Consider the following 25704-nt stretch of genomic DNA (forward strand, 5'->3'; position numbering starts at 1 on the left):
TTTGTTTCTATATATGGTGGGTTTTATTATGATTTTTACTCAAAAATACTATATATAGATTTTTTTTTGGAATATTTTATGTTTCTAAAGTTCCTTGATAGTTAAGAAACCTCCAAAAACAGCTCCCGTATCAATAAAAAAACAGTTCTGATGTAGGGGGCTCTAGCTATAGTTTGACAAAAATAGATTTCATTAACCCCTAATTGTTTTCAACATTGTATCCATATAATAACTTTTGATTGGATCCTAAAACTTGATTTGCGACACTATTTGTCGCTTAAATTTAATAAAACTTCTAGTTATGTACTTACTAGATGATAAACTTCTCAAGAAATTTTATATTCTTGCTAAGACTAATTGGTAAAATTTAGGAATATTTGGGGAATGCTTTTAGACAATAAAAACAGGGGTTATGTAGGCGCTGAGTTGAAAAAGCATTCTTTTGAGGGCTCAAAACTTGCTGTTCTTTCTAGCCTATTCACTTTATACGGCTTCTCATCCCTTAAAAAAGAATTATCTAAAGTTGATCAAACTCGCCTATATCTAACAGATTGGCAAGAACAGAGCCTACAATCACTAATCGGCACAACACATGAAGTACGATTACTGAACCAACTTGACCAGAAGCGAGTAGCTGCGGAATGCGCTAAATGGATCCGTGGAAAGATTGAAGTTAAAGCCAGCTTGACTAAGCAAGTAACACAAAACCTTATCCACCTCCAATCAAAACAGGTGAGCTTTGCGATCCATGGTAGTGCAACCATTTCTCCTATTGGTTTAGGTGATATTGGTTCAAATAGTTTGCAAATGAATATGGGGCTTACTGATACAGAAAGCTCTCAGCAGTTACTAACCTGGTTCGACAGCATCTGGGCAGATGAGATTAACTCTAAAAGCATAAAAAAAGAGCTAATTGAGAAACTGGATTATATTGCTGCAGATCAGCCAGCAAATTTTGTTTATTTCCTGACACTCTTTAATCTCTTCAAAGATTTCCTTGAGGATATAGATGAAGAGAACATTATCCGAAGTAAAACTGGATTCAAGGATACGATAGTCTGGAATAAGCTCTATAAGTTCCAGAAGGATGGCGTTCTTGGAGCGATCGACAAACTCGAGAAGCACAATGGCTGTATCATTGCAGATAGTGTTGGCTTAGGTAAAACCTTTGAGGCACTTGCTGTTATTAAGTACTATGAACTCCGTAATGATCGTGTATTAGTTCTCTGTCCGAAAAAATTAAGGGACAACTGGACCATGTACACTATCAATGACAAGCGCAATCTTCTTGCCAGTGATCGATTCAATTACGATGTGCTAAATCATACCGATCTAAGTAGAAGTAAAGGCTACTCTGGCGAGATCAATCTAGAAACTCTAAACTGGAATAATTACGACCTAATCGTAATTGATGAATCACACAATTTTAGAAATAATCCAAATAAAGCTGAAGGTAAAACGCGCTACGAACGTCTGCTAAACGACGTTATCCGTTCTGGGGTAAAGACAAAAGTTCTGATGCTCTCTGCTACACCTGTAAATAACCGAATGAATGATCTTAAGAATCAGGTCGCGTTTATTACAGAAGGCCAAGATACAGCGTTTAACGAGGTTGGCATCAAAAGCATTGAGTCCACACTAAAATTAGCCCAAAAGCAATTCAATCAATGGGTCAGTGAACCTGTAGAAAACCGAACTACCGCAACATTGCTTGATAGCATGAGTTTTGATTACTTCAAGTTGCTAGATATTGTCACCATTGCTCGCTCTCGCAAACACATCGAGAAGTACTACGGCACTGCCGACATTGGTCGCTTTCCAACAAGATTGCCACCAAAAAATATTTATTCAGACATCGATCTATCTAATGAATTTCCTCCATTAAAAGAGGTCAACAAAACCATTCGTAAACTGTCATTAGCAGGGTACTCCCCACTTAAGTTCGTCAGAATAGATAAAAAAGAAGAATATGCTCGACGCTATGACAAAGCTGTTGGTGGCGGCAAAGGCGTTTTCCGACAAGTTGACCGTGAGGAAAGCTTAATCCATTTAATGCGTGTTAACCTGCTTAAACGAATGGAAAGCTCAATTCACTCTTTTACATTAACCGTTAGTAAACTTTTAAACCAAGTCGAGAGTCTTCTTAGCAAAATTGATGCTCATGATTCAGACCTTATCGATGCACTAAATATCGAAGAGCTTCAAGATATTGAATTAGAGTCTACAGAGCTTGAGCAATTCATGATTGGCAATAAAACCAAAGTTTTATTACAGGACATGGATTTAATTCGTTTCAAACAAGAGCTCGAAGCTGACAAAATTTTCCTATCGAGCATCGTTGAAGCAGCAAAAGGTGTTACTGCTCAACGTGATGCAAAACTTGAGTTACTTAAACAAACCATTGCTGTAAAAGTTCGCAATCCACTTAACCCAGACAATAAGAAAGTAATTGTATTTACAGCCTTTGCTGTTACGGCACAGTACCTGTATAGCCACATTGCTCAATGGGCATCATTAGAGCTAGGTATCCATAGCGCTTTAATCACCGGTGGTGGAGCTAACAAAACCACGCTATCAGGGCTAGGTACTGACCTTAATAGCATTCTGACCACCTTCTCACCTGTTTCTAAAGAGCGGTCTAAGCTTGATCCTGATGCAACAACGCAGCTCGATCTGTTAATTGCTACTGACTGTATCAGTGAGGGACAAAACCTTCAGGATTGTGACACCCTCATTAATTACGATATTCACTGGAACCCTGTCAGAATCATTCAACGCTTTGGTCGTGTTGACCGCCTTGGCTCAAAAAACACGCGGATTCAACTCGTTAACTTTTGGCCAAACATGGAGCTTGATGAATATATTAATCTTGAGGCTAAAGTTTCTGGTCGCATGATGCTGCTTGATATTTCTGCTACAGGTGAAGAAAACGTCATTGATGAAAATGCAAAAGAAATGAATGACCTGGAGTATCGCAGGAAACAATTACAACAGCTTAAAGATGCTGTGGTAGACCTAGAAGATATGACAGGTGGTGTATCAATTACGGACCTAACCCTCAATGATTTCCGTATGGATCTGTCTGGATACATGAATCAAAATAATAAGGAAAATTTAGCTAAACTAGAAAAAGCCCCTTTTGGTTTTTACTCAGTGACACCAATCGACAAAGTGCTTGCTGAAGAAGGCATTAAACCAGGTGTTATTTTTTGCCTAAAAAACATTCGTGCAGGAGCTGAAGCCATACAAGTAGATTCAAACTACCCACTTGCACCATATTTCCTTGTATATGTATCTGATAATACAGTAGTTGAGTTAAACTTCACTCAAAGCAAAAAGATTATAGATCTACTCAAGCGGCAAGCATTTACGCATACAACTGTGGCATCACAAGCAGTTGCGCTCATGGAGAGCCGTACCCGTCATGGACAAGATATGGAACATTATCAGCACTTACTAGCCGTCGCGGTGGATAACATTGCAGGTAAGAGTGAGGAAAAAGGAATTGAAAGTCTATTTATTAGAGGTGGCACCGTTTTAAGTGCAACTAGTAGTCAAGGTATAGAGGACTTTACTGTTGTTTCCTATTTGATTCTTACTGACAATCTAGGTAGTGAATCATGAGTGACCAAATATTTGAAGGTTTTCTGAATGGTCTAGGGATTCCCTCTAGCTGCAATGTTGGTAAGCCCATTTTTAAAAAGCTTTTTTCAGATGCAACAGATGGCCAAAAAAGTATCCTAGATACTACAGATAAACTCTGTCTCAAGGATGATATTGAGAAGATTCGTTGGCTATATACGCTTAAACCGAACACGATCAATATTCCAGCCTATATCAATGACGAACGGGAATATTCTGAGATAGCGATTCTGCATTTTGAGTTATCAAATCCGAGCAGAATCAAGCGTATTGCTCAATTCGTAAACCGAGCTATCCCATACCCACTTGTTCTGCTATTTACTCATAATGACGCAACAAGTCTCAATCTTGCTCTGAGTGTTTCAGGTAAGCGAATCAATCAGGCAGACAAAACTAAATGGGTTATCGAAGATAGCTTCCTTACACCATGGATTACATTAAGCGCCCCAACCCAAGCTGAACAGGACTTTATTCAGAGTCTAAGTGTTAGTAGTTTGTCATTTAAGTCTTTCTATGATTTTTATAATTCGCTTATCGAGCGCATTGTAGCCCTGAGCTGTGTTGAGCATAGTGGTATTTTTCGTATTGAAGGACCTCAGGATACATCTACAAACAGATTGGAAATACTTCGCATGCTAGAAAAGCTTGAGCTTAAAAGAGCAGAGCTTGCTAACAAATTAAAAAAGGAAAAGCAAATGGGCAAGCAAGTCGAGCTAAATATTCAGTTTAAAAAGATTAATGATGAGATAACCCGTCTTAAGGCTAATCTCTAAAAAGGTATTGAAGATATGAGTAATTCACAAAGTGAGAACACCATGAAGCACGTCACCCCAGAAGAAGGTCAAAGTGCAAATATCATTGCTGAAAATCTCGAGCGTTTGAGAGAATTTCTACCCGATGCATTTACTGAGAATGGCGTTAATTTTGAAACCCTGCGCCAATTGCTAGGCGATGCTCAAGTATTGGATGAGGGTGAAGAGAAATATGGTTTGAATTGGCATGGAAAGAAAAAGGCACGTCAAATTGCTTTAACTCCCTCAACAGGAACATTGCTACCATGCCTTGAAGAGAGTGTAGATTGGGATACCACTAAAAATTTGCTGATTGAAGGTGACAATCTTGAGGTACTCAAATTACTTCAAAAGAGTTATGCCAACAAGATTAAGCTGATTTATATCGACCCCCCGTACAATACAGGTGAAGAGTTTATTTATCCGGATAACTATCAAGAGAGCATTGATACCTACCTAAAATACAGCGGTCAAATAGATGCCAATGGCATGAAATTTTCTAGCAAAACAGAGGTTGCTGGAAGAAAACACACCAATTGGTTAGATATGATCTATCCGCGATTAAAGTTAGCTAAAAATTTACTTCGTTGGGATGGTGTCCTTGCTATTTCAATCGATGACAATGAGCTACCTCAACTGTGTGCCATCTGTGATGAGATTTTCGGTGAGGTAAACCGGAAAGTCATCGCGGTAAAAATGAGTGAAGCTAGTGGCCTAAAAATGGGAGCTGTTAAGAAAAATGGAACTATCCCTAAGTTAAAAGAATATCTAGTTTTAATTAAGAAAAATGGTGTGAGAGATATTTTTCTGGAACCTATTCCCAAAGCAACATGGGATACTGAATACAATATATTTATTGAAGGAATGAATAAAACTCATAAAGAGTTTATTGATCAAATTCAAAGAGCAGAGCACATAACTGATGAGATGATAAACCAATTAGATGAATTATCATCTAATTGGGAAGCCAAATCTGTTGCAGAAAAGATTAAAGAAGTTGGAGTTAGCAATGATGAAAAAGAGACTTGGTTAAAAGAGAATGCTTATAGAATTTGCCAAGCAACAACTTCCGCTTCAGTACTAAAGATTGCTAATGAGAAAAGGAAATCATGTGACGCCCCTTTGTTTTTTGTTCCAAGTGTAAAAAGGGAAATCGCATACTTTGTAAAAGCAACCTACTCTAACGAAAGCTCTAAACCAAGACTGCAATTAATATTTGCTGAAGATAACCTTGCAATTCACCCTGGAGATATCTGGACTGATATTAAAACGACAGGACTAGATGGCGAGGGCTATGTAAGCTTCAAAAATGGTAAAAAACCTTTACGGCTCCTAGATCGAGTCATTTCTGCATGTGTTTCAGATGGCGACTACGTAATGGATTTCTTTGCTGGATCAGGAACATCTGGCGAGGCTGTTATGAGAAATGCTATTAAAAGAGCCATAAATCTTAATTTTATTTTAGTGCAACTTCCTGAGCCCCTTGATCCCAATAATACTGAACAGGAAGAAAGTTTTACTTTCTGTAAGTCAAATAATTTAAAGCCTTTAGTATCCGAGCTTACACGATATAGATTGACTGCGGCTTCGCAAGATTTAAAAAGTTTAAACAACTCAAATTTGAATGCAGCCTTCGGATTCAAAAAATTTAAATTATCAAGCTCCAATATCCGATTATGGAATCCTGATCAAACAGATCTCGAAAGTACATTGTTATCGCATGAAGAACATCTCATCGGAAAAAGAACTGAACAAGATATCCTCTACGAGCTACTTCTCAAACGAGGTGTTGATCTGACAGCACCTATCGAAAAGCGTGAGGTTTTAGGCAAGAATCTTTATAGCATTGGTTACGGGGCACTATTCGCTTGCTTAGATGAATCTATTTCCCGCCATCAAGTTGAAGATATCGCTCAAGCACTTATCAATTGGTACAAAGAACTAGCACCTGCCAGTGAAACTCATATATTCTTCAGGGATAGTGCTTTTAACGATGATGTTTCAAAAACCAATATGGTCGCCATTCTGGAACAGAATGGTATTAGCCATGTCCGTAGTCTATAGGTGATGAAATGACCGATGCCCAGCCGCATCTCCACAGAGTTAAGTTAAGTGGATTTAAGTCTATCAAAAGCTTAGACCTGCAAATGAACCCTATTAATATTTTAATTGGGGCAAATGGATCTGGGAAATCTAACTTTATTTCTCTGTTCACGTTTTTAAGAAATTTATCTGAAGGCAAGCTACAAACCTATGTCGAGAAGAATGGATTTGCTAATACATTTTTCCATTTTGGATCAAAGACAACAAAGAAAATTACATTAGAGATTGATGTTGGTAGTAACGGCTATCATGCGGAATTTGTTCATGGTGAGTCAAATGATGCCCTCGTATTTGAACAAGAGTATTGCACCTTTACTGGATCAAGCAGACTCTTTCGCGTGAAAGGAAAACTAGGGGAAAGTGGACTCATACCAGGAGGAGAAGCTGATAGTGATTATGTGAAAAAATATACTCGCCAATACATGGAAAACTGCCGTGTATATCACTTTCACGACACCAGCTCTACTGCGGCCTTTAAACAAGCTCAAAAACTTAGCTCAAGCGTTTATTTACAGCCGGATGCTGCAAATTTGGCACCCTTTCTTCGATTCCTAAAAGAAAATTGGCATGACAGTTATCAAGATATTGTTGCAACAATACAAACCGTTGCACCTTTCTTTCATGATTTCTTTCTTGTACCTCAAGGGACAACTGGCGATGAATCACTACTATTAAGATGGATTCATCGTGACCATGACGCTCCCTTCTCTGCCAATCAACTTTCCGATGGTACAGCTCGATTTATTTGTATGGCTGCCTTGTTTCTTCAGCCCGAATGGCTAAGACCTCATACCATTATTCTGGATGAGCCAGAACTAGGACTACACCCTGCTGCTCTTGAGGTATTGGCTGACATTATCAAATCCGTATCAAAACAATCACAGGTAATTTGCTCAACCCAGTCAGTAACATTTGCAAACTACTTTGAGCCTGAAGACTTTATCGTGGTAGATCAAGAAAAAGGCGCCTCTCATTTTTCTAGACTGGATCGCAAAAACCTAGAGATTTGGTTTGAAAGCTATCAGATGGGCGATATATGGACGAAAAATCTCATTGGAGGTCGCCCAGAATGGTAAGGATTGGTATTTCAGTAGAGGGAGTCACCGAGGAACGCTTTGTAAAAATGGTGTTGGCTCCCTATTTAGCAGATAAACAAATCTTTGTTACAGCAATATCCATGGGTGGAGACGTCAAACTAGATCGAGTTAGAGCTGAGCTAAAAAAGATAGCATATGGCTTCGATTATGTTTCTACCTTCTACGACTTTTATGGTTTCAAAGGGAGAGCGGATGATGAGTCCAAAGGCTCCCTCGAACGTAAAATGAAAGATCATGTTCATGAAAATATTAGGAACCGAATTATCCCTTATATTCAAATGTACGAATTTGAGGGGTTGTTATTTAGCTCACCAGAGGCTTTAGCAACTCACTTACAAGACCCTTCGGTAATTGAGTGGTCTACACAAGTTCTTCATGAGTTTGAGAAAAATCCAGAAAGAATTAATAACTCTAAAGAAACAGCCCCATCCAAGCGACTAGGGCAACGAACAAAATATAGAAAAACAACACACGGGCCTAATATTGCCAAGGAAATAGGCATAGAGAAACTTCGAGAAATGTGTAATGGATTCGATGAATGGTTGAATCAAATGGAGGAACTTGCTGCATGAAACTGCATTTTGAGGATAACCTGGATTATCAACAGGCTGCTATTGATTCTGTAGTAAGTCTATTCAAGGGACAGGAAGTATCTCGTTCAGAGTTTACGGTTACCTTCCGCCCTAATACCGGACCTAACCTATCATTGGGAATGGATGAGAACCAATTAGGCGTTGGCAACCGATTACTGCTGGTTGATGATGAAATTGAAGAAAACCTACGCCATATCCAACTTAGAAATGGTCTAAAACCTACCGAAAAGCTCACTAGCGGTGACTTCACTGTAGAAATGGAAACTGGTACAGGTAAAACCTACGTTTATCTTCGAACCATTTTCGAGCTTAATAAAAACTATGGTTTTACCAAGTTCGTTATTGTTGTCCCGTCAGTTGCCATTAAAGAAGGTACATATAAGACGTTACAAATCACCCAGGAACATTTTGAAGGACTTTATCCAAAAGCCAAAGGTTACGAATACTTCCTGTATGACTCATCAAAATTAGGTCAAGTGCGCAACTTTGCGACCAGTTCCAATATTCAGATTATGGTTACAACTGTTGGCTCCATCAATAAAGCCGACAAAAACAATATTTATAAAGAAAATGAAAATACTGGTGGTGAGAAGCCTATCGATTTGATTCGTGCAACTAACCCAATTGTTATTGTTGATGAACCTCAAAGTGTGGATGGAGGCTTAAGCGGTGCTGGAAAAAAGGCACTAGATGCTATGAATCCACTTTGTACCCTCCGTTACTCGGCAACCCATGTTGATAAGCATCACATGACCTTTCGTTTAGATGCTGTAGATGCCTATGAACGAGGCCTAGTCAAACAAATTGAAGTGGCGTCACTAGAGATAGAGAGTGGTCATAATAAACCGTATATTCGCCTAGAATCGACTCATAACCAGAAAGGCTCTATTACAGCCAAAGTAGAACTAGATATTCAAAGTGGGAAATCGGTTAAACGGCAAATAGTGACTGTTGAAGATGGTGCCCCATTAGAACAAATCACTGGGCGTTCAATATATGAAAACATGCAAGTTGGGACTATAACTTGCGGAAAGAATAATGAGTCAATTGAGATAAGAGGTGATGGATTCGATAAAACTTTGCTTCCAGGGGAAAGCATTGGCGGTATTGATCCAGATGAAATCAAGCGACTAATGATTCGTCGTACCATCAAAGAGCATCTGGATAAAGAGCTCCTCTTTGCTGCCAATAATAACCCCATTAAAGTGCTAAGCCTTTTCTTTATCGATAGTGTTGAGCACTATCGACAATATGATGCTGAAGGCAACCCAACAAAAGGAAAATATGCCCAGATTTTTGAAGAGGAATATCGCAAATTAGCTAAGTCTTCAGATTACCAAAGCCTCTTTGGAGAGATTGATCTACAAGCGAATGCAGCCGAGGTTCATAACGGTTATTTCTCTATAGACAAAAAAGGGCGATCCGTTGAAACAGCCGAGAAGAACCAGTCTGGTCGTGATGATGCAGAACGTGCATATAACCTCATCATGAAAGAAAAGGAAAAACTTCTCAGCTTTGATACCAAACTGAAATTCATCTTTTCCCACTCTGCTCTTAAAGAAGGCTGGGATAATCCTAACGTCTTTCAAATTTGCACGTTGCGAGATATGGGAACAGAACGTGAACGCCGCCAGACTATTGGCCGTGGCTTACGTTTATGTGTAGATCAGAGTGGTAACCGCCTACGTGGTCATGACATCAACACCCTGACAGTTATTGCAACTGAAAGCTATGAACAATTTGCTGATAACTTACAAAAGGAAATCGAGCAAGAAACAGGGATTCGCTTCGGCATCGTTGAATCACACCAGTTCGCGACGCTTCAAATTGCCGATGATAACGGTAATGTTTCCCCGCTTGGTGTTAAGCAATCTGAGCAAATATGGAATTTTCTAAAATCAGCTGAATACATTGACTCAAAAGGCAAAGTACAAGACTCACTGAGACAAGCATTAAAAGATAGTAGCTTCGAATTACCTCCAGCCATAAAGCAAACTCTGCTTGATTTGCATGGAGAGGAGCAAGCGAAACTCATCGAGACAAATGTCAGTAGCCTATTACGTAAACTTGCAGGCAAACTTGACATCAAGAATGCAGATGACCGTCAGATTATTCGTACCAGAGAGGCTGTTCTTCAATCTGAAGAGTTTAAAGCCCTCTGGGAGCGAATTAAATATAAAACCACTTATCGTGTTGAATTCGACAACCAAAAACTCATCCATGATTGTGCTGAAGCTATACGTCATTGCCCACCAATTACCAAAACTAGGGCTCAATTCCGGAAAGCTGATATTGCCATTGGTAAGGGTGGTGTAATAGCCGAAGAAACTTCCACTTCTGGTTTTACGACCATTCATGAACATGATATTGAGCTACCGGATATCATCACAGATCTTCAAGATAAAACGCAGCTTACTCGGAAAAGCATTGTTCAAATCTTACGAGATAGTATGCGATTAGAGGACTTTAAACGAAATCCCCAACAATTTATCGACTACTGTTCAGAAGCCATTATTAGAACTAAACGTTTAGCATTAGTTGATGGTATTCGGTACACCAAGATCGGCGACGATCACTTTTATGCTCAAGAGCTATTCCAACAAGAAGAGCTGAAAGGCTATCTCAAGAATACATTGGAAACGCAAAAGTCTGTTTACACTCATGTGGTCTATGACTCTGCTGGAATTGAGAAGTCATTTGCCGAGGATCTGGAGAAGAACGAGAAAGTTAAGGTTTATGCAAAACTGCCTGCATGGTTCAAAATTCCAACTCCTTTAGGAAGCTATAATCCTGACTGGGCTGTTGTAATTGACGATCAAGGACAGGAAAAACTCTACTTTGTCGTTGAGACTAAAAGTAGTACTTGGTGGGATGATTTACGCCATCTTGAGGGGGCTAAAATCAAATGTGGTGAAAAGCACTTTAACGAGTTAGGTAACAAGGCCACTAACCCAGCAAAATATATAAAATCTACAAACGTAGATGGAATTATGGGGTACGTGGATAGTTAATTGTCTTGAATTTTTATTGTGGGCATTAATGCCCACTGATGTGATTGAATGGGTGGCTTTAGATGATGCAATTGATAACAGATTCAATGGCGAATAGTTAGTTTACATTTGGATTTACGATATGTTGGTACAAAACAGTAAATGTCAGTGGATAATTCATAGAGAATCGGAGATCGTTCTAAAATTATGTCTATATATCGTGAGATAAAAAATGCATTTATTCTTGGATTGCGAATTTAATGGCTGGCATGATCAAGGTACAGGTGAGTTGATTTCATTAGGCTTAGTGTCTGCCGACGGCAAATATGAGTTTTATGAAGTGGTAAACTGTCAGAATCCTAGTCCTTTTGTTGTACAACATGTTCTGCCAATTTTAGGGCAATCCGCTATCCCTATGTGGGAGTTAGTGAACAAGCTGTGCAGTTTCTTATGGGAAGTGAACTCTCAAGGAGAGGAGAGCATTACTATTGTAGCTGACTATCCTTCAGATATAGAGTTATTTAACCGTATTTTGCTCTTAGGGCAAGGGCAATGTATCAATGTGCCTGTATTAGGATTTCTACTCGATTTGTCGCTCACGACAAAGAATTCTGCGATTCCCCACAATGCATTAGCTGATGCTAGAGCTTTGAGCAAAGATTATGCATTAAAGTACGCTAATAAGATCACAAAGTGAGTGAGCTTTGAATTTAGCTCTGCCTGACTAAAGGCGGCTTTTTATAATCTTATCCTACAATTTAATTTATAGACTTATGCTTCAAAAGGCTTAGTTGAGCGGGGGCTGGGCCATTTTTTTATAAACTTATCCTACAACTGACACTAAGATTGAGTTTAAACACCACTTCTTAGAACCCCTATATGTGCATGCATATAGGGGTTCTAAAGCTGGTTAAAGCAGCTGAGGTATCAGTTTTAACACTTTTTCAACTTTCAGTTTTTCCAGATGTGCGAGTCGTTGAAAACGATGATGAATCTGCTGAAGTTCATCTTTTAAAGCCTGTACTGCCTGTTTTAATGATGTAACAGGCACTTCAAAGCCAGTATGATCCTGACTGGCATCTGGTTTAAATTTGATCATATCTCCCTGATATTCACATAACACTTGAGGATGTCCAATCCAGAACTGTTTCAGATTACCTTGAGCCAGTTGCTCCCAAGCATGAATATCATTTAAATCTGAGCAACAGCGCGGTAAAAGTATCGGTCGCTGTTCGGCATCAAGCAATACATAGCCACCGTTCAAAGAGGTATTTTTAAAAACGGTCTCTTTTAGAATTTTACTCAGATAAGCATCAGAAATATCTTGAATGGCATAGAACAAACAATCAGTTGCTAAAGGCTGAGACGAATTCTTCAATCCATCAGCTTGCAAACTTTGCTGACGATCATCCAAATCTAGCACTGGAATAAAGCGTATATCCATCTCGTTATTCTCATTTTGAGTCATTGTTATAAATACCGCAGCTTCATATTTTGATTGTGTCAGCTACTTGAAAAAAGTATGCAACAAATACGCTTCACTGTCGCTCAGTTTCAGACGAATATTGTTGCTAGCATCGCATTTTTACTGGCTCATTTATTTTTTTTAAAGAGCCAAGCTCGTATTTCAGTGATTAAAAACGAGGTCACAATTTAAATGGCTTTTATTTTTCAACTTGATAATAAGTGCCACCTGCATAGACATTGTGTCCAAAACCGCAGCCAGAATTATTGTCATTTTGCTCAACAATTATTTTTCGACCATATTGATCCTGACCGAATTTGAGGTCAATCTTACAATCTTCATAACGATACTGAGCCTGATGAGCAGACAAAGGCATACGGGTTTCAAAAGAACCCATATTAGGGCCGTAAATCAAACCACGTAAACCAAAATAATAACCATCAAATGCAATGCGATAAGTCTTGGCGGTTTTTGAAACAGTGATGCTACTCCATTGTCCAAAGCCAGCCGATGTAACATATTCGCCTTCAATTGTATTGCTGACTTTTGGCAAGGTGAGCTGTTTTAAATTGTATTGACTGACTTTGGAGTCTGGTGTCCGTAGAAACCATGCTCTAGCCCATAAAGGTTTACCAAGTTTGGCATAGCTCAGACCAACATTATTATTGGCGAGTTCAACATCACGGTCGGAAAATGTGATTTTGTCATCTTCAGCATTTAACTGGCAAAATTGTGTCCATGCGGCCTGATATTCAAAATATTCAATAGCCTTGGCGTATTGCTTTTGGTCGTAGTATTTTTTACCTAAAAGCGCATCACTTTTGACTTTGGCGCAGCCTTGCTGTAATTCCTGTTCAAAACTGAGTTCGGCAAAACTAAGCGGTGAAACCAAAATGCCACAGGTTAAGCATGCAAAAAGAGAATATTTTATTTTCATTGTTGAGCAAGTGTCGTTTAAATATTTATTCTAAAATTCTTTGCTTATAAAGAAAACCACTGCTCTGTAAACCAGTACAAGGCAGTGGATAAGGATTTCATGCGAGAAGATTAAGCCTCAATCTTCACAGCATAAGGGAAAGTATAAACATCACAATTGGGTCCTGAGCCAATCCGATCAATCACTGCAAAATCGCTCGGAGATTCAATGGTTAGCAATGGATGATGCCAAGTTCCCGCACGATAATTGACACCTTGAGAACCATCGCTGATAAAAGCATGAATCTGATCAATATCGGGCTGCTGTGCATTTAAACTGGGCGCAACAACAATCAGAAATGCTTGTCCCTGCATGGGAATAAAAGCTTGAGATCCGTGGGGATGGCGCTCTAACATCTGAATAGTCAATGGTAGCGTGGTGGTTTTAATATTGCGGAAAATACTAATCCCAGCCTTGGCTTCACCCTGAATTTCAGTTTCGACCAGACCATGATAACGTTCTGTATGGGCATCATTGATATGGAAAAATTCATGCCCTGTACAGCCAATCACTTCGCCGAAAGGGGCAAAGTTTTCATTGGTCAGCGACAAAATTTTAATCACAGTTTTTGACATATTGTTCTCGGCTTAAGCCCGTTTTCCCCAAAGACGAATACGACTAATTCCGCCATCTGGAATCATATTGACACGGATATGAGAGATTTTTTCATGCGCTAAAATGTCATTGATATAGTCATGAATATGATCCATTTGCATATCCTGAGCATTGAGCAGGAATGGCCAGAACATACTTTGTGGAATCAGTTGCGGGTCGGTTGCATCTTCAATATAAACTGCTTGAATCGATACTTGCGCAGGATAGTTGCCCTTAAAGTGGGCGGTATCAATTTCAATTTTCTCAATTTTTCCTGCTTGTCCCAACGCCAAAATACACCAGTCAAAGCCTGGCGCACGACGACGTTTGGTTTCCCAGCCATCACCCATATTGATGCCACGTCCGGGATTGATCAGGTTACGGGGATGACCAAAGTGTGCGTCACTGTAGGCAATCACTCGTCCGCCATTTTGCAAAGCTAACAAATCAAGCGTTTCTGTGCTATTCGTGCTTTGAATTTGTACTTCACCATAGATGCGTAAACGTGCTACACCGCCATCTGGAAAAATATTAATACGGATATGGGTAAACACGGTTTGGTTTTCAATATCAAAAATATGATGCTGACTCGGCCCCAAAATACTGTTGGCTAAAATGGGCTGCCATAGTGCATTTTGAGTGTCATCATTTGGTGCATAGCAGCCCTCTAATGAAGCAGAAGCAGGATAGTTTCCTGTAAAAAACGTGGTATCGACATCTACTGCCTTGATTTTACCTGCAACGCCCAGTTTTACGATACACCAGTCATAACCAGAATGACGTTTACGGCGGGTTTCCCATCCATCCATCCATTTGCCATGATCATCGAATTTATCTTCGACAAAAATAGGTGCTTCAAATTGCAACATACGTTTTGCTTCTGCAAAAAATTCATCTGAACATTCAACAATTTGTGCGCCAATACGGCTATCTGCCAGATTGGTTAGGGAATGCAGTTGATTTGGAAGTTCAAATGCTGGAGCGAGAAGCGTAGCCATAAGTGATATACCATTATTTGCAATGAGATGATAAAAGTTTAATTGAATACGGGTGCATTTTTACCTCAGAATGAGAAAAAGTGCATCATCATTGCACTTTGCTATGCAGGGTATATGCCAATTCCAATAATAGGCTGTATTTCCCTACACATGGCATGGTTTTAGCTATAACACGGATAATGTTGCAGGATACATAAGGGGGATTACACAATGAATATTGTTATTATCGGTGCAGGTATGGGCGGTTTGACGACTGGAATCGCATTGAAAAAATTTGGGCATCAGGTCACGATTTATGAACAAGCCGAGCAAATTCTTCCTGTCGGTGCTGCAATTTCATTGTGGTCAAATGGCGTAAAATGCCTGAACTATTTAGGGCTGGGTGAGCAAGTGGCCAAGCTTGGTGGGGTCATGGATCAACTGGCTTATGTCGATGGTTTGACTGGCGAAGTGATGACCCAGTTTAGCTTGCAGCCTTTGATTGATGAAGTCGGACAGCGTCCTTATCCCGTTTCTCGTGCCGAATTACAAAATATGCTGATGGATGAATTTGGTCGTGAAGACATTCATTTGGGCAAACGTATGGTCGCACTGGAGGATCAGGGCGAACAGGTCGTGATCCAGTTTGCCGATGGTTCAAATATCAGCGCGGACTTGTTAGTGGGTGCTGATGGAACGCATTCAATCACCCGTGCCCATGTGCTGGGTGATCAGGTAGAACGCCGTTATGCAGGTTATGTCAATTGGAATGGCTTGGTTGAAATTTCGGAAGAATTGGCCCCTGCTGATCAATGGACCACCTTTGTAGGGGAAGGCAAACGGGCCTCTTTAATGCCTGTAGCAAATAATCGTTTTTATTTCTTTTTAGATGTGCCATTAGATGCGGGGCTTGAAAATAATAAAGCCCAATATCAAGAAACTTTAAAGGGCTATTTCACAGGCTGGTGCGCACCTGTTCAACAGTTGATTGAACGTTTGGATCCGCAAAAAACCAATCGCGTTGAGATTTGTGATATCGAACCGTTTACCCAGTACCATAAAGGGCGTGTGGTCATTGTTGGTGATGCCGCGCATAGCACCACGCCTGATATTGGTCAGGGGGGGTGTCAGGCGATGGAGGATGCGATTTATCTGGCGCGTTCGCTCCAGATCAATACATTGGGAGTAACCGATGCATTACGCCGTTATCAGGACAAACGTAATGAACGTGCCAATGAGCTAGTTTTGCGTGCACGTAAGCGTTGTGATGTAACCCATATGAAAGATGAACAGGTGACATTGTCTTGGTATGAAGAACTGCGTCAGGAACAAGGTCCACATATCATGCGCGGTATTATTAATAATATTGTAGGTAATCCGCTGGATTAATGCGCTGTGATTCGACTTCTTTCATCCGTGTTTAAATCCTGTTGATTTCTCTTCGATACGGAGAAATAAAAGGGGCTGATGAAAGAAGTCTCTTGAAGATTCATTTTAAAATAAATTTTAAAGACAGCCTCGGCTGTCTTTTTTACATTTGGTAATTATCGTATGACAAATCGTTAAGCACTTCGTATTTCAGTCACGTTAAGCTAAAGACAAATAACGATGATATGAGTACATAATAATGAATGCGATCTTGCTTGCAATAGAACCCAATGATCTCGAAATTTTAATGATTGAAGCTGAAAGCTTAGATGAGATTTATCATGCGACCTCGATTCGTTCAAAATTGAATCTGGGCGAAACATGGCAGGCACTCCATGCGCTCTTAACCAAAGATCTAGACCAACAACATGCGCTTCAATTTGCGATAGAAGCCGAATATGCTTTTTCTCATCCTTCTTTGAGTGTGGCTCATGTACGATACAATCCTGTGATTGAAGTTGATGAGATTGCCAAAGCATTAGAGCAGATTTCGATGGATGATTTTAAACATCGTTATGATCCAGCGTGGTTAAACCAACACAAGCTTTTCCCGTTTCAATGGGGCAAAGATGTCGATAAAGAGCAGCGTGAACTACTGATGTTATTTGGCCAGCTTAAAAATTTTTATGAGCTGGCAAAGCAACATAATCATGCGGTGATCAGCTTGCAAAGTAAGCAAATTATGTCAGATGTATATTATATGACTCAGGCTTCATCTAACTGACGTTGCATCAACACCAGATCACGCCATTGTCCAAATTTTTGTCCAACCTGCGGCAGATAGCCCGTTTGGACAAAACCTAAATGTTGATGCAGCACCAGAGATGCCGTATTTTCACTATCAATCGCCCCGATCATGATGTGAAAACCCTGTGCTGTTGCAAGTTCAATCAGCTTGTGCATTAAGGTTTTCCCAAGTCCGCGGCGTTTGTAGTCAGGTGAAATAAAGACCGAGTGTTCAATGGTGTGTTTATAGCCGCTGATCGTGCGAAACGCTGCATAATAAGCATACCCTGCGACACGCTGTTGCACAGGATCATAGGCAATCCACATTGGGTACTGGTCCTGCTGTAATTGTTCAAACCAGTGCATATAGGTTTCAAGCGATTTGGCTTGATCGTTCCAATTGGCAACACCTGTCATAATTTCGTGATTATAAATCGCAAGAATCTGTTCTAAATCATCTTGGGTGGCGGGGCGCAACTGAAAATCCATATTGATAACCTAGTATAAAATCATAAAAATTATACGTCGAAAACCAGCGATAATGCTTACTTCAGATATGAAAAAAGCAAGTCCGAAGACTTGCTTTATAAACGCTGAATATCGATCAGCCAGTTTTTAAAAATGATATTTAATCAGGGCGCTGACATTGTGTTCATCACGACCTTTCATACCAAATTTGTTGTTCCAGACCGAATGCTCAACACCAAGATATAAGCGGGTATCTGGTGAAATATGTTTACCCAGATTCCATTTATATTGTGTCGTCCAGTTCAGTTCGCTAGCGTGATCACCTTCTGCGGTTGACCAGTCCAGAAAACCATCGACTAAAAATTCTTCTGATGAAACTTTAAATGGCAATGCATAGGCTGCGGTCATTTGGTAGTCATCATCCGTATTTTCGTTATTTGCACGATAAAAGTTCAAATTGAAATACTGAAAATACGGGACATTTAAATCGACTGCAAAACCGTAAAGGAAGTTATCGAAACTACTAAAGTCGTCGTTATTGCTTTCCCAAGTGGTTGAAATCAAGACATCCTTAATCGGACCATAAGACAGTGATTGTCCTGAGATTTCACTCAAACTAAAACGTGGTGAAAGCTCGAAATACGTGACTTTATGATCATCACCGCCGCGCATGCGATCCATGAAAAAGAAAACATCCGCGTATTTAACTTTAGCGGCGTATTCTAAAGTAACCGTTGTTTCTTCTTTATCCACAACTTCGTAATTTTCACCATATAAACCCGTGATACTAAAATCTTGCCAGACTGGTTTCGCTTGAACCATGCTGGTAACGGATAAGAGTGTGGCTGCAAGTACCCCAAATTGAAATTTCATCGCAAATATCTCCCCAGATAAAAAGCGAGTAAAGCATACAGGCTCTTTGCTAAAAATAAAGTCAAATTTGATCAAAGGTTAAAAATTACTTAATTATTTGTTATAAATTGGGGGAAAATAGACTTCTTTCATCATGGTTTAAACCCTCTTTTTTTCCATAGGGAGAAAAGGAATTGATCAAAGAAGTCTCGAAGTCTAAGAGTAGTAGCGCTGTGTGAAAGATTTAAATTGGATTGATTTCATTTTATGCAGATAACCATCGATCTGATCAATCCGATCAAGCTTGAGTTGAAAGAATTTTAAAAAGACTCTCTCAACTCAAAATAGCGTTAACTGCCACGATAGGTTGAATAGGCAAATGGACTAATCAACAAAGGCACATGATAGTGCTCATCTGCATTTTCAATAAAAAATTGAATAGTGACCTGTGGGAAAAAGGTTTTTAAATCGTGTTTGGCAAAATAAGGTGCAATATCGTATTCGAGTAAATAGGCGCCACTTTGTAACTCTTCCAAGCCGAAATCTTTTAGGCGACCATCATCATTGGTATATCCATTGCCTAATAAATTACGGGTTTTGGCATCATACAGACGGACTTCGACCTGAGGGGCGGGTTTGCCTAAATGTGTATCTAAAATATGGGTACTAATCATGCTTGTATTCCTTGACTCAAGCGTAATAATGCGATGGCAGCCAGTTGTTCATGAACAATTTTTTTCTCAGTTTCCAGATCATGCTGTAAACGTTGCTGTAATGCACAGAGAATTTGCTCACTGCTCAGTCCTGCCGCTTTAATCAAAAAGATAAAGCCAAATTTTTGTTCGTAAGCAACATTGCCTTCGAAAAGTGCGCGTTGGGTGTATTCATCTTGTTTGACCCCAGACTGTTCACGATCCGAAAAATTTGCTTCCTGTTCCGTCAATTCAACTTTGGCTTTTTTTTCACCAATACGTGGATGGGTTGCCAATGCGGTTTCAATTTCAGTCCATGTCCAGTTTTGACTTTGTTGCGCAGCAAGATCCATAAGGTTTTGCGCAGAGGCATATGGCCGTTGCTGGCTCAAAGTGTCGATCCAAGAAGGAATATGTACACATGCACTCAATAAGGGCGTTACTTGATGGGCTGCGGCATGGTTAAATTCGGAAAAATGCACCATATTCATCCAGTATTTAAAGCAAAAGATAAAACAAATCGAGCAATTACAATGCCAGAGAAATAGATATCTACAAAATCAAATAATGTAGATATCTATTCATTTATTTTAACTTTCAACAAGTGAAAATTTAAAAAACTAGCCTGCATATGGGTGATGTTGATACCAGTGTTGGGCAACATCATTACGACGACAAATCCAGACTTTATCGTGTGATTGTATGTAATCTAAAAAGCGTTGCAAAGCCTTAAAACGACCTGGGCGCCCTAAAAGACGGCAATGCATACCGATGGAGATCATTTTTGGTGCACTTTCACCTTCGGCATAAAGTACATCAAATGCGTCTTTTAAGTATTGATAAAATTGTTCCCCGCTATTAAAACCGCCCGGAGAGCAAAATTTCATATCATTGGATTCAAGGGTGTAAGGAATAATCAAATGAGGACGTGTTTCACCATCGATATTGGTGAGCGTTGTCCAAAAGGGTAAATCATCGCCATAGTAGTCGCAGTCGTATTTAATTTGTGGAAACTCGGCTAAAAGTTGACGAGTATTCGGGCTATCGCGTCCGGTGTACCAACCGATTGGAGTTTCTCCAAACAAGGCTTCAAGTACTGAAATCGCCTGATCCATATACATGCGCTCTGTTTCAATATCCATATCCTGATAATGGATCCAGCGCTGACCATGAGACACTACATCATAATTGGCAGATTTAATGGCCTCCACAATATAGGGATTACGAGCTAATGCCATTCCTACCCCAAAAATCGTCATGGGTAAGCCACGACGTTGAAACTCATTATGAATACGCCAAAAGCCTGCACGTGAGCCATACTCATACATCGAATCCATTGACATATGTTTGGCGGGAAAACTGGCTGCGCCAATAATATCCGACAAAAATTGCTCTGAACCCAAGTCACCATGTTCGATGTGATTTTCGCCGCCTTCTTCATAATTTAATACAAACTGCACAGCAACACGTGCTTGATTGGGCCACTCGACCTGCGGCGGCTGACCGTGATAACCAATCAAATCGCGTGAATATGGTGCACTCTGGATCTGATCGATCAGATCTTGGCCGCGTAAATATGAAGAACTCACAATGATGCATCCTTTTTGATCAAAATGTCATGAAAAGTTAAAAAATCAGCTTGCATATTTCTGAGTATAGACAGATATTGAAGATAGAGAAGATCTTCATTCACTCAAAATACTTATAAAGCGTAAAAGGAGATAACAACCAATTACATAACTGAGATGTACAACAACACTGAATTACAGCATGCTCAAAGTATGCCAATTAAGTTTTGCATAGATTGTTATATAGAAATACTGATACAAAGAGGATGGAATCATGAATATTGAAATCCGCACAGATAAAAACATCCATAATAGTGAACGTTTAATTGAATATGTTCGTGCAGAACTTGCAAATGCCTTTCAGCGCCATGCTGAACGCATCACTCACTTCTCGGTTCATTTGAGTGATGAAAACGGGGAAAAAAAGAATGGCGAAGATGATATTCGGTGCATGATCGAAGTACGTCCAGCAGGATTAAAACCCATTGCAGTCAGCCATAAAGCGGGCAATATCGATTTGGCCATTCATGGTGCGATTGAAAAACTGAAACGTAGTTTGGAACACACCTTTGAAAAACAAGAACCATCGCGTGGTAGTCGTGTCGAATTTGCCGATGAAGAATAAGTACTAAAACAAGCCCTTCGGGGCTTTTTTTATGAGTAGTGATCTACTCATCTGAAAAATGAGATGAATTTACCTCAAAATAACATCAATTTGCGCTCGATTTTCGGCATAATAGTAGCCAAATCCCTTTCAAGTGGTGAGATCCTCCATGCTAACAGCCCAACAACAAGCCTTCGTTCAGGCCATTGAAGAGTTAGACCTTGAACAGGTACAGCGCCTGTTAGCATCAGGTCTTGATCCAAATTTTATTGACCCTGAGAAAGGCCCACCGATTTCAGTGTTTAGTGATGGTCTATTCAAATGGTGGGAAATGGTCTGTGAAGCCTATGAAGCTAATCAACCATTAAGCGAAGAAGAAAAACAACAAGCCTTAAAAGTGCACTTGGATATTTTGGATGAGTTAATTAAAGCCAAAGCCAATTTACACCTATGGGATTCGGAAGAACTGTATGGCCCACTTTGGGATGCCGCAAGCTCTGCCTGCGTGCCTGTGGTGCAGCGCTTACTCGATGCGAAAGTTGATCCAAATACTCGCGATGATGAAGGGCTTACCATTTTATCTTCGGTGAGTGATTTATTTTTTGATTGTGAGTTTGATCAAATAAATTGGGCAGAAGCATTGCCAGAAGAGAAACAGACACTTGAGCTACTGCGCAGTCGCGGTGCAAAAATGTCTAAAGAATAAATCTGATCTTGTAAAAAATCAGATGAATTAAAAAATGAACTGAATTTTGAGTGTACCCATGAACATGTTTAAAACACTAACTTTTATTTTGGCTGCGGGGGCAACTGTACCTACATTTGCTGCTGATTTTTCCTTTGATCGTCCTGGTTCAGGTTTTGGTACAGGGATTACCCCTGTGGGTCACTTAGCGTGGGAACAAGGTTTACCGACGGCGACTTATAACGAAACGACGGTGGATGGTGTCAAAGAAAAAACCGTCACTTTGAATGAAGATATGTTATTACGCACAGGTCTAACCAAAGATTTAGAATTACAGTTAGGTTGGCAAGGACCAGCATGGTATCAGACCAAGCGCGATGGTAAAAAAGTCCATGACAATGGCTTGGGGGATATCAGTATAGGTTTGAAAAAAGCCATCGATCTGGATGATGATCGTCTTTCAATGGCAATTTTGGCACAAGCGCTGATTGCAACAGGCAATGATGAGTTTACAGAACATGATGATATTTATAGTTTAAGTTCTGCTGTGGCTTATCAATACAGCGATTTGCTACAAACCTCGATTACCATGAAATACGAAGTGCAAAATAGCGACTGGGCAGTGACTGCAATTCCAACGATTGGTTATAAGATTACTGGAAAATGGTCAGGCTATTCTGAATTTGTCTATCGCAAAGCAGAAAGTCAGGACTATGAGTATGGTCTGGGAACAGGGGTGATTTATGCTATCAATGATCGTGCACAGCTAGATGCCAGTGTCGGTGTCGGTTTAAATGGAGATGATAAAAACTACAAGGGTGGTTTTGGTTTCTCTTACCTATTCTAAGTGATTGAGTCTAAGTTGTTGAGGAAGTAATGACGCATTTTCAAAGTCGCAGTGGCTTTTTTTACTTTTTAATCCTGTCACTTTGTTTTGTTGCGACACAGCTTTATGCCAAAAATGAGGCATTGTTGAGTCCTGAAGATGCGTTTTCTTTTTCTGTTGAATCACTTGATCAAAAAACAGCAGTTTTACACTGGTCGATTCAGCCACATTATTATTTATATCAGCATAAATTTGAGGTCAAACAGGGCATCCATCGTTTGCCCTTAGATTTGCCGAAGGCTGTAGAGCAATTTGATGATAACTTTGGTCAGAGTCAGGTTTATTATCAACAGGTTCAATTTCAGATTAAAACTCAGCCCTCGCAAACTTATCAGGTGACGTGGCAAGGCTGTGCCAAAGACCGAATTTGTTATCCTCCACAAAGCATTGAATTTCAGACGGATTTGGATGGTCTGATCAATATCCAAAATACAGGGCAGAGCAAAAAAACCTTTTTGGATGTCGCCAAAGCATCCAGTTTTGATCAAGCAAAGGACATCAATCCATCAGAAAACTCAAATTCACAGCTTGATTCTGTTCCTGAACCTGCTCAAACCTCACAACTCAATACGGCTCCTAACAATCTTGCTCAACCAAATCGAGATACTCAAGTTGCTCAGGATCAATTCTGGAGCTCGAAGCTTGAACAACATTCATTAGGCTATGGTATTTTGCTATTTTTAGGTTTAGGTATGTTGTTGGCTTTTACGCCGTGTTCATTGCCCATGTTACCTATTTTAACCTCACTCATCGTCAGGGACAGTAAAGGTCTACGCGCGTGGATGGTGGCACTGACTTTTGTCTGTAGTATGGCAATGGTATATGCAATCTTGGGTTTAATTGCATCATCGGCAGGGCTGAATTTTCAGCGCTGGTTACAGCAGCCCGCGACTTTAATTGCCTTTAGTTTGCTCTTTGTGCTGTTCGCTTTAAATCTATTTGGTTTATTTGAGATCAAACTTCCTCAACGTATCATGAATCATCTGGATCGAATTCAATCGGTTCAGCGTGGTGGAACGCTGCTCGGTGCTGCGGTCATGGGGATGGTTTCTGCGCTATTGGTTGGACCGTGTATGACCGCGCCGCTAGCAGGCACTTTGCTGTTTATTTCACAAACGCAAGATCAGTGGCAAGGGGCATTATTGTTATTCTGTCTCGGCTTTGGGATGGGTATTCCTTTGCTGTTGGCGACGATTTTAGGTGCAAAAGTGCTACCCAAAGCAGGGCAATGGATGCATCAGATCAAGGTGATTTTTGCCTTTATCATGCTTGGCCTGAGTTTGTATTTTATACGGCCTTTATTGCCAGCTATCGTGGTACAAATTTTAAGTTTGCTTTTAGGGCTGAGTTTTATTGGTTATGCAGGCTATCGTCTGATCAAACATCATGATCGGTTACGTTGGCTGTATCTTGTGTTATTAATACTTGCCATTCCTGCGGTGCTATTCGATCAGTACCAGCATTTTCAACGGTATCAGCTTGATCAGCAACAAGGCGAAAATACTTGGCATGTTGCACATACGGCAACTGAGTTTCAGCAATTATTGGATCATGCACCGCATGATCGTGTCGTGATCATTGATGTATATGCAGACTGGTGTGTGGCTTGCCAACCGATTGAACATCGCATATTAAAAGATGTGGAAGTTCAAACTGCTTTACAACCGTATTATCTGATTAAACTGGATTTAAGCCAGTATGATCATTCTCATCAAGCTTTGCTGAATCAATGGCAGATTTTAGGGCCACCAACTTATCTGTTTTTAAATCCGCAACGACAGGAATTACGCCGTTTACGTCTGACGGGTGCCTTTAGTAAAACGGAATTGCTCGATCATCTACAGGCTTTAAAAAATTTAAGGAGTCAACCTTGATGGAACTTTATATTGGCAATAAAAACTATTCATCTTGGTCGATGCGTCCTTGGCTGGTCATGAAACATTTTGATTTGCCTATGGATGAACATTTGGTAGCATTTGATGATTTTGCCGCAGATGGGCAGTTTAAAAAAACCATGTCCGTCATGAGTCCGACCGCTAAAGTGCCAACCTTGATCGATCAGGAAATGGTGGTATGGGATTCTTTGGCGATTTGTGAATATCTGGCAGAGAGTTTTGCTGAAAAACATTTGTGGCCGATTGATAAAACCCAACGTGCCCGCGCACGTAGCATCAGTGCAGAGATGCACAGTAGTTTTACCACGTTAAGACAATATTGCAGCATGAATATTGAAGCTGATCTACGCTTTATTGGCACTAAACTCTGGAACGATCTACCTACATTACGTGCTGAGGTTGCGCGTATAGAGGAAATATGGGCAGAGCGACCTGAAATAAATGGTTTTTTATGTGGCGAGTTTAGCATTGCAGATGCCTTTTATGCGCCTGTGGTCATGCGTTTACTCAGTTATGGTTTGCCTGTTTCAGAGCAAAGCCAGCAATATATGCAGAATATATTGGCAAATTCTGCGGTCAATGCATGGGTTATGCAGGCTCAGGCAGAACGTCAATTTGTACAAAATCAGGAACCATATCGCCAACATGGCGAACAATTTATCAGGGGTTAAT

At 40.1% G+C, this 25704-nt stretch carries 23 protein-coding genes; 14 read left to right on the plus strand and 9 right to left on the minus strand.

Annotated elements, in window-relative coordinates; genetic code table 11:
• The first annotated feature begins 384 nt into the window (after positions 1 to 384).
• The 7 genes from J500_RS09445 to J500_RS09475 all read left to right on the plus strand — a co-directional run bounded on the left by J500_RS09445 (position 385) and on the right by J500_RS09475 (position 11913).
• A complete protein-coding gene (locus J500_RS09445; protein ID WP_034699307.1) occupies positions 385 to 3624 on the plus strand; it encodes a helicase-related protein in 3240 nt (1079 codons plus the stop codon).
• A complete protein-coding gene (locus tag J500_RS09450; RefSeq protein ID WP_034699310.1) occupies positions 3621 to 4415 on the plus strand; it encodes a DUF4391 domain-containing protein in 795 nt (264 codons plus the stop codon). Before J500_RS09445 ends, J500_RS09450 begins: the two co-directional genes overlap by 4 nt.
• 15 nt (positions 4416 to 4430) lie before the next feature.
• Positions 4431 to 6497, plus strand: coding sequence for a site-specific DNA-methyltransferase (locus J500_RS09455; RefSeq protein WP_125624870.1), 2067 nt, complete (start codon positions 4431 to 4433; stop codon positions 6495 to 6497).
• Positions 6498 to 6505: 8 nt separating this feature from the next.
• Positions 6506 to 7612, plus strand: a complete 1107-nt coding sequence (locus J500_RS09460) for an AAA family ATPase (protein WP_034699316.1) — start codon at positions 6506 to 6508, stop codon at positions 7610 to 7612.
• Positions 7606 to 8205, plus strand: coding sequence for a DUF4276 family protein (locus J500_RS09465; RefSeq protein WP_034699319.1), 600 nt, complete (start codon positions 7606 to 7608; stop codon positions 8203 to 8205). Before J500_RS09460 ends, J500_RS09465 begins: the two co-directional genes overlap by 7 nt.
• The gene (locus J500_RS09470) at positions 8202 to 11237 is read left to right on the plus strand and encodes a type III restriction-modification system endonuclease (protein WP_034699321.1); all 3036 of its coding nucleotides are present in this window, start codon (positions 8202 to 8204) and stop codon (positions 11235 to 11237) included. Before J500_RS09465 ends, J500_RS09470 begins: the two co-directional genes overlap by 4 nt.
• A gap of 211 nt (positions 11238 to 11448) precedes the next feature.
• A complete protein-coding gene (locus tag J500_RS09475) occupies positions 11449 to 11913 on the plus strand; it encodes a 3'-5' exoribonuclease (RefSeq protein ID WP_034699324.1) in 465 nt (154 codons plus the stop codon).
• Positions 11914 to 12126: 213 nt separating this feature from the next.
• Here the strand turns inward: J500_RS09475 and J500_RS09480 are convergent, their stop codons facing one another.
• The 4 genes from J500_RS09480 to alc all read right to left on the minus strand — a co-directional run bounded on the left by J500_RS09480 (position 12127) and on the right by alc (position 15249).
• On the minus strand, positions 12127 to 12660 hold the full coding sequence (locus J500_RS09480; RefSeq protein WP_004985942.1) for a hypothetical protein: 534 nt from the start codon (positions 12658 to 12660) through the stop codon (positions 12127 to 12129).
• Positions 12661 to 12880: 220 nt separating this feature from the next.
• On the minus strand, positions 12881 to 13618 hold the full coding sequence (locus J500_RS09485) for a hypothetical protein (RefSeq protein WP_004985939.1): 738 nt from the start codon (positions 13616 to 13618) through the stop codon (positions 12881 to 12883).
• 110 nt (positions 13619 to 13728) lie between these two features.
• Positions 13729 to 14232: an ureidoglycolate lyase gene (locus tag J500_RS09490; RefSeq protein WP_034699327.1), complete on the minus strand. Its 504-nt coding sequence runs from the start codon at positions 14230 to 14232 to the stop codon at positions 13729 to 13731.
• Between the two features lie 12 nt (positions 14233 to 14244).
• Positions 14245 to 15249 carry an allantoicase gene (gene alc, locus J500_RS09495; RefSeq protein WP_004985937.1) on the minus strand — a complete coding sequence of 335 codons (1005 nt, stop codon included), beginning with the start codon at positions 15247 to 15249 and terminating at the stop codon, positions 14245 to 14247.
• A gap of 210 nt (positions 15250 to 15459) precedes the next feature.
• Between alc and hpxO the strand changes: the two genes are divergently transcribed.
• A complete protein-coding gene (gene hpxO / locus J500_RS09500) occupies positions 15460 to 16617 on the plus strand; it encodes an FAD-dependent urate hydroxylase HpxO (RefSeq protein WP_034699330.1) in 1158 nt (385 codons plus the stop codon).
• Positions 16618 to 16855: 238 nt separating this feature from the next.
• Positions 16856 to 17380: a DUF1877 family protein gene (locus J500_RS09505; protein ID WP_004985931.1), complete on the plus strand. Its 525-nt coding sequence runs from the start codon at positions 16856 to 16858 to the stop codon at positions 17378 to 17380.
• Here the strand turns inward: J500_RS09505 and J500_RS09510 are convergent.
• From J500_RS09510 to puuE, 5 genes are all read right to left on the minus strand, one after another.
• Entirely contained in the window at positions 17362 to 17871 is a 510-nt protein-coding gene (locus J500_RS09510) for a GNAT family N-acetyltransferase (protein WP_004985929.1), read from the minus strand. The genes J500_RS09505 and J500_RS09510 overlap by 19 nt on opposite strands.
• Positions 17872 to 17997: 126 nt before the next feature.
• Complete coding sequence (locus J500_RS09515; RefSeq protein WP_004985927.1) at positions 17998 to 18723, minus strand: outer membrane protein OmpK; 726 nt, start codon at positions 18721 to 18723, stop codon at positions 17998 to 18000.
• A 329-nt stretch (positions 18724 to 19052) separates the two neighbouring features.
• Positions 19053 to 19376 carry a hydroxyisourate hydrolase gene (gene uraH, locus J500_RS09520; protein WP_004985925.1) on the minus strand — a complete coding sequence of 108 codons (324 nt, stop codon included), beginning with the start codon at positions 19374 to 19376 and terminating at the stop codon, positions 19053 to 19055.
• Positions 19373 to 19876 carry a 2-oxo-4-hydroxy-4-carboxy-5-ureidoimidazoline decarboxylase gene (uraD, locus tag J500_RS09525; RefSeq protein WP_171063245.1) on the minus strand — a complete coding sequence of 168 codons (504 nt, stop codon included), beginning with the start codon at positions 19874 to 19876 and terminating at the stop codon, positions 19373 to 19375. Before uraD ends, uraH begins: the two co-directional genes overlap by 4 nt.
• Positions 19877 to 20014: 138 nt before the next feature.
• Positions 20015 to 20983, minus strand: a complete 969-nt coding sequence (gene puuE, locus J500_RS09530; RefSeq protein WP_004985921.1) for an allantoinase PuuE — start codon at positions 20981 to 20983, stop codon at positions 20015 to 20017.
• Between the two features lie 253 nt (positions 20984 to 21236).
• Between puuE and J500_RS09535 the strand changes: the two genes are divergently transcribed.
• From J500_RS09535 to J500_RS09555, 5 genes are all read left to right on the plus strand, one after another.
• A complete protein-coding gene (locus J500_RS09535) occupies positions 21237 to 21587 on the plus strand; it encodes an HPF/RaiA family ribosome-associated protein (protein ID WP_004985919.1) in 351 nt (116 codons plus the stop codon).
• A gap of 148 nt (positions 21588 to 21735) precedes the next feature.
• Positions 21736 to 22272 carry an ankyrin repeat domain-containing protein gene (locus J500_RS09540; RefSeq protein ID WP_004985915.1) on the plus strand — a complete coding sequence of 179 codons (537 nt, stop codon included), beginning with the start codon at positions 21736 to 21738 and terminating at the stop codon, positions 22270 to 22272.
• A 58-nt stretch (positions 22273 to 22330) separates the two neighbouring features.
• Positions 22331 to 23098 carry a transporter gene (locus J500_RS09545; protein WP_004985912.1) on the plus strand — a complete coding sequence of 256 codons (768 nt, stop codon included), beginning with the start codon at positions 22331 to 22333 and terminating at the stop codon, positions 23096 to 23098.
• 29 nt (positions 23099 to 23127) lie between these two features.
• Positions 23128 to 25011, plus strand: coding sequence for a protein-disulfide reductase DsbD (gene dsbD, locus J500_RS09550; RefSeq protein WP_004985910.1), 1884 nt, complete (start codon positions 23128 to 23130; stop codon positions 25009 to 25011).
• Positions 25011 to 25703 (plus strand): glutathione S-transferase family protein, encoded by a 693-nt coding sequence (locus tag J500_RS09555; RefSeq protein WP_004985907.1) that lies wholly within the window; start codon positions 25011 to 25013, stop codon positions 25701 to 25703. Before dsbD ends, J500_RS09555 begins: the two co-directional genes overlap by 1 nt.
• Position 25704 lies beyond the last annotated feature (1 nt).

The organism is Acinetobacter sp. 479375, assembly GCF_000581715.1.
Lineage (GTDB): Bacteria > Pseudomonadota > Gammaproteobacteria > Pseudomonadales > Moraxellaceae > Acinetobacter > Acinetobacter ursingii.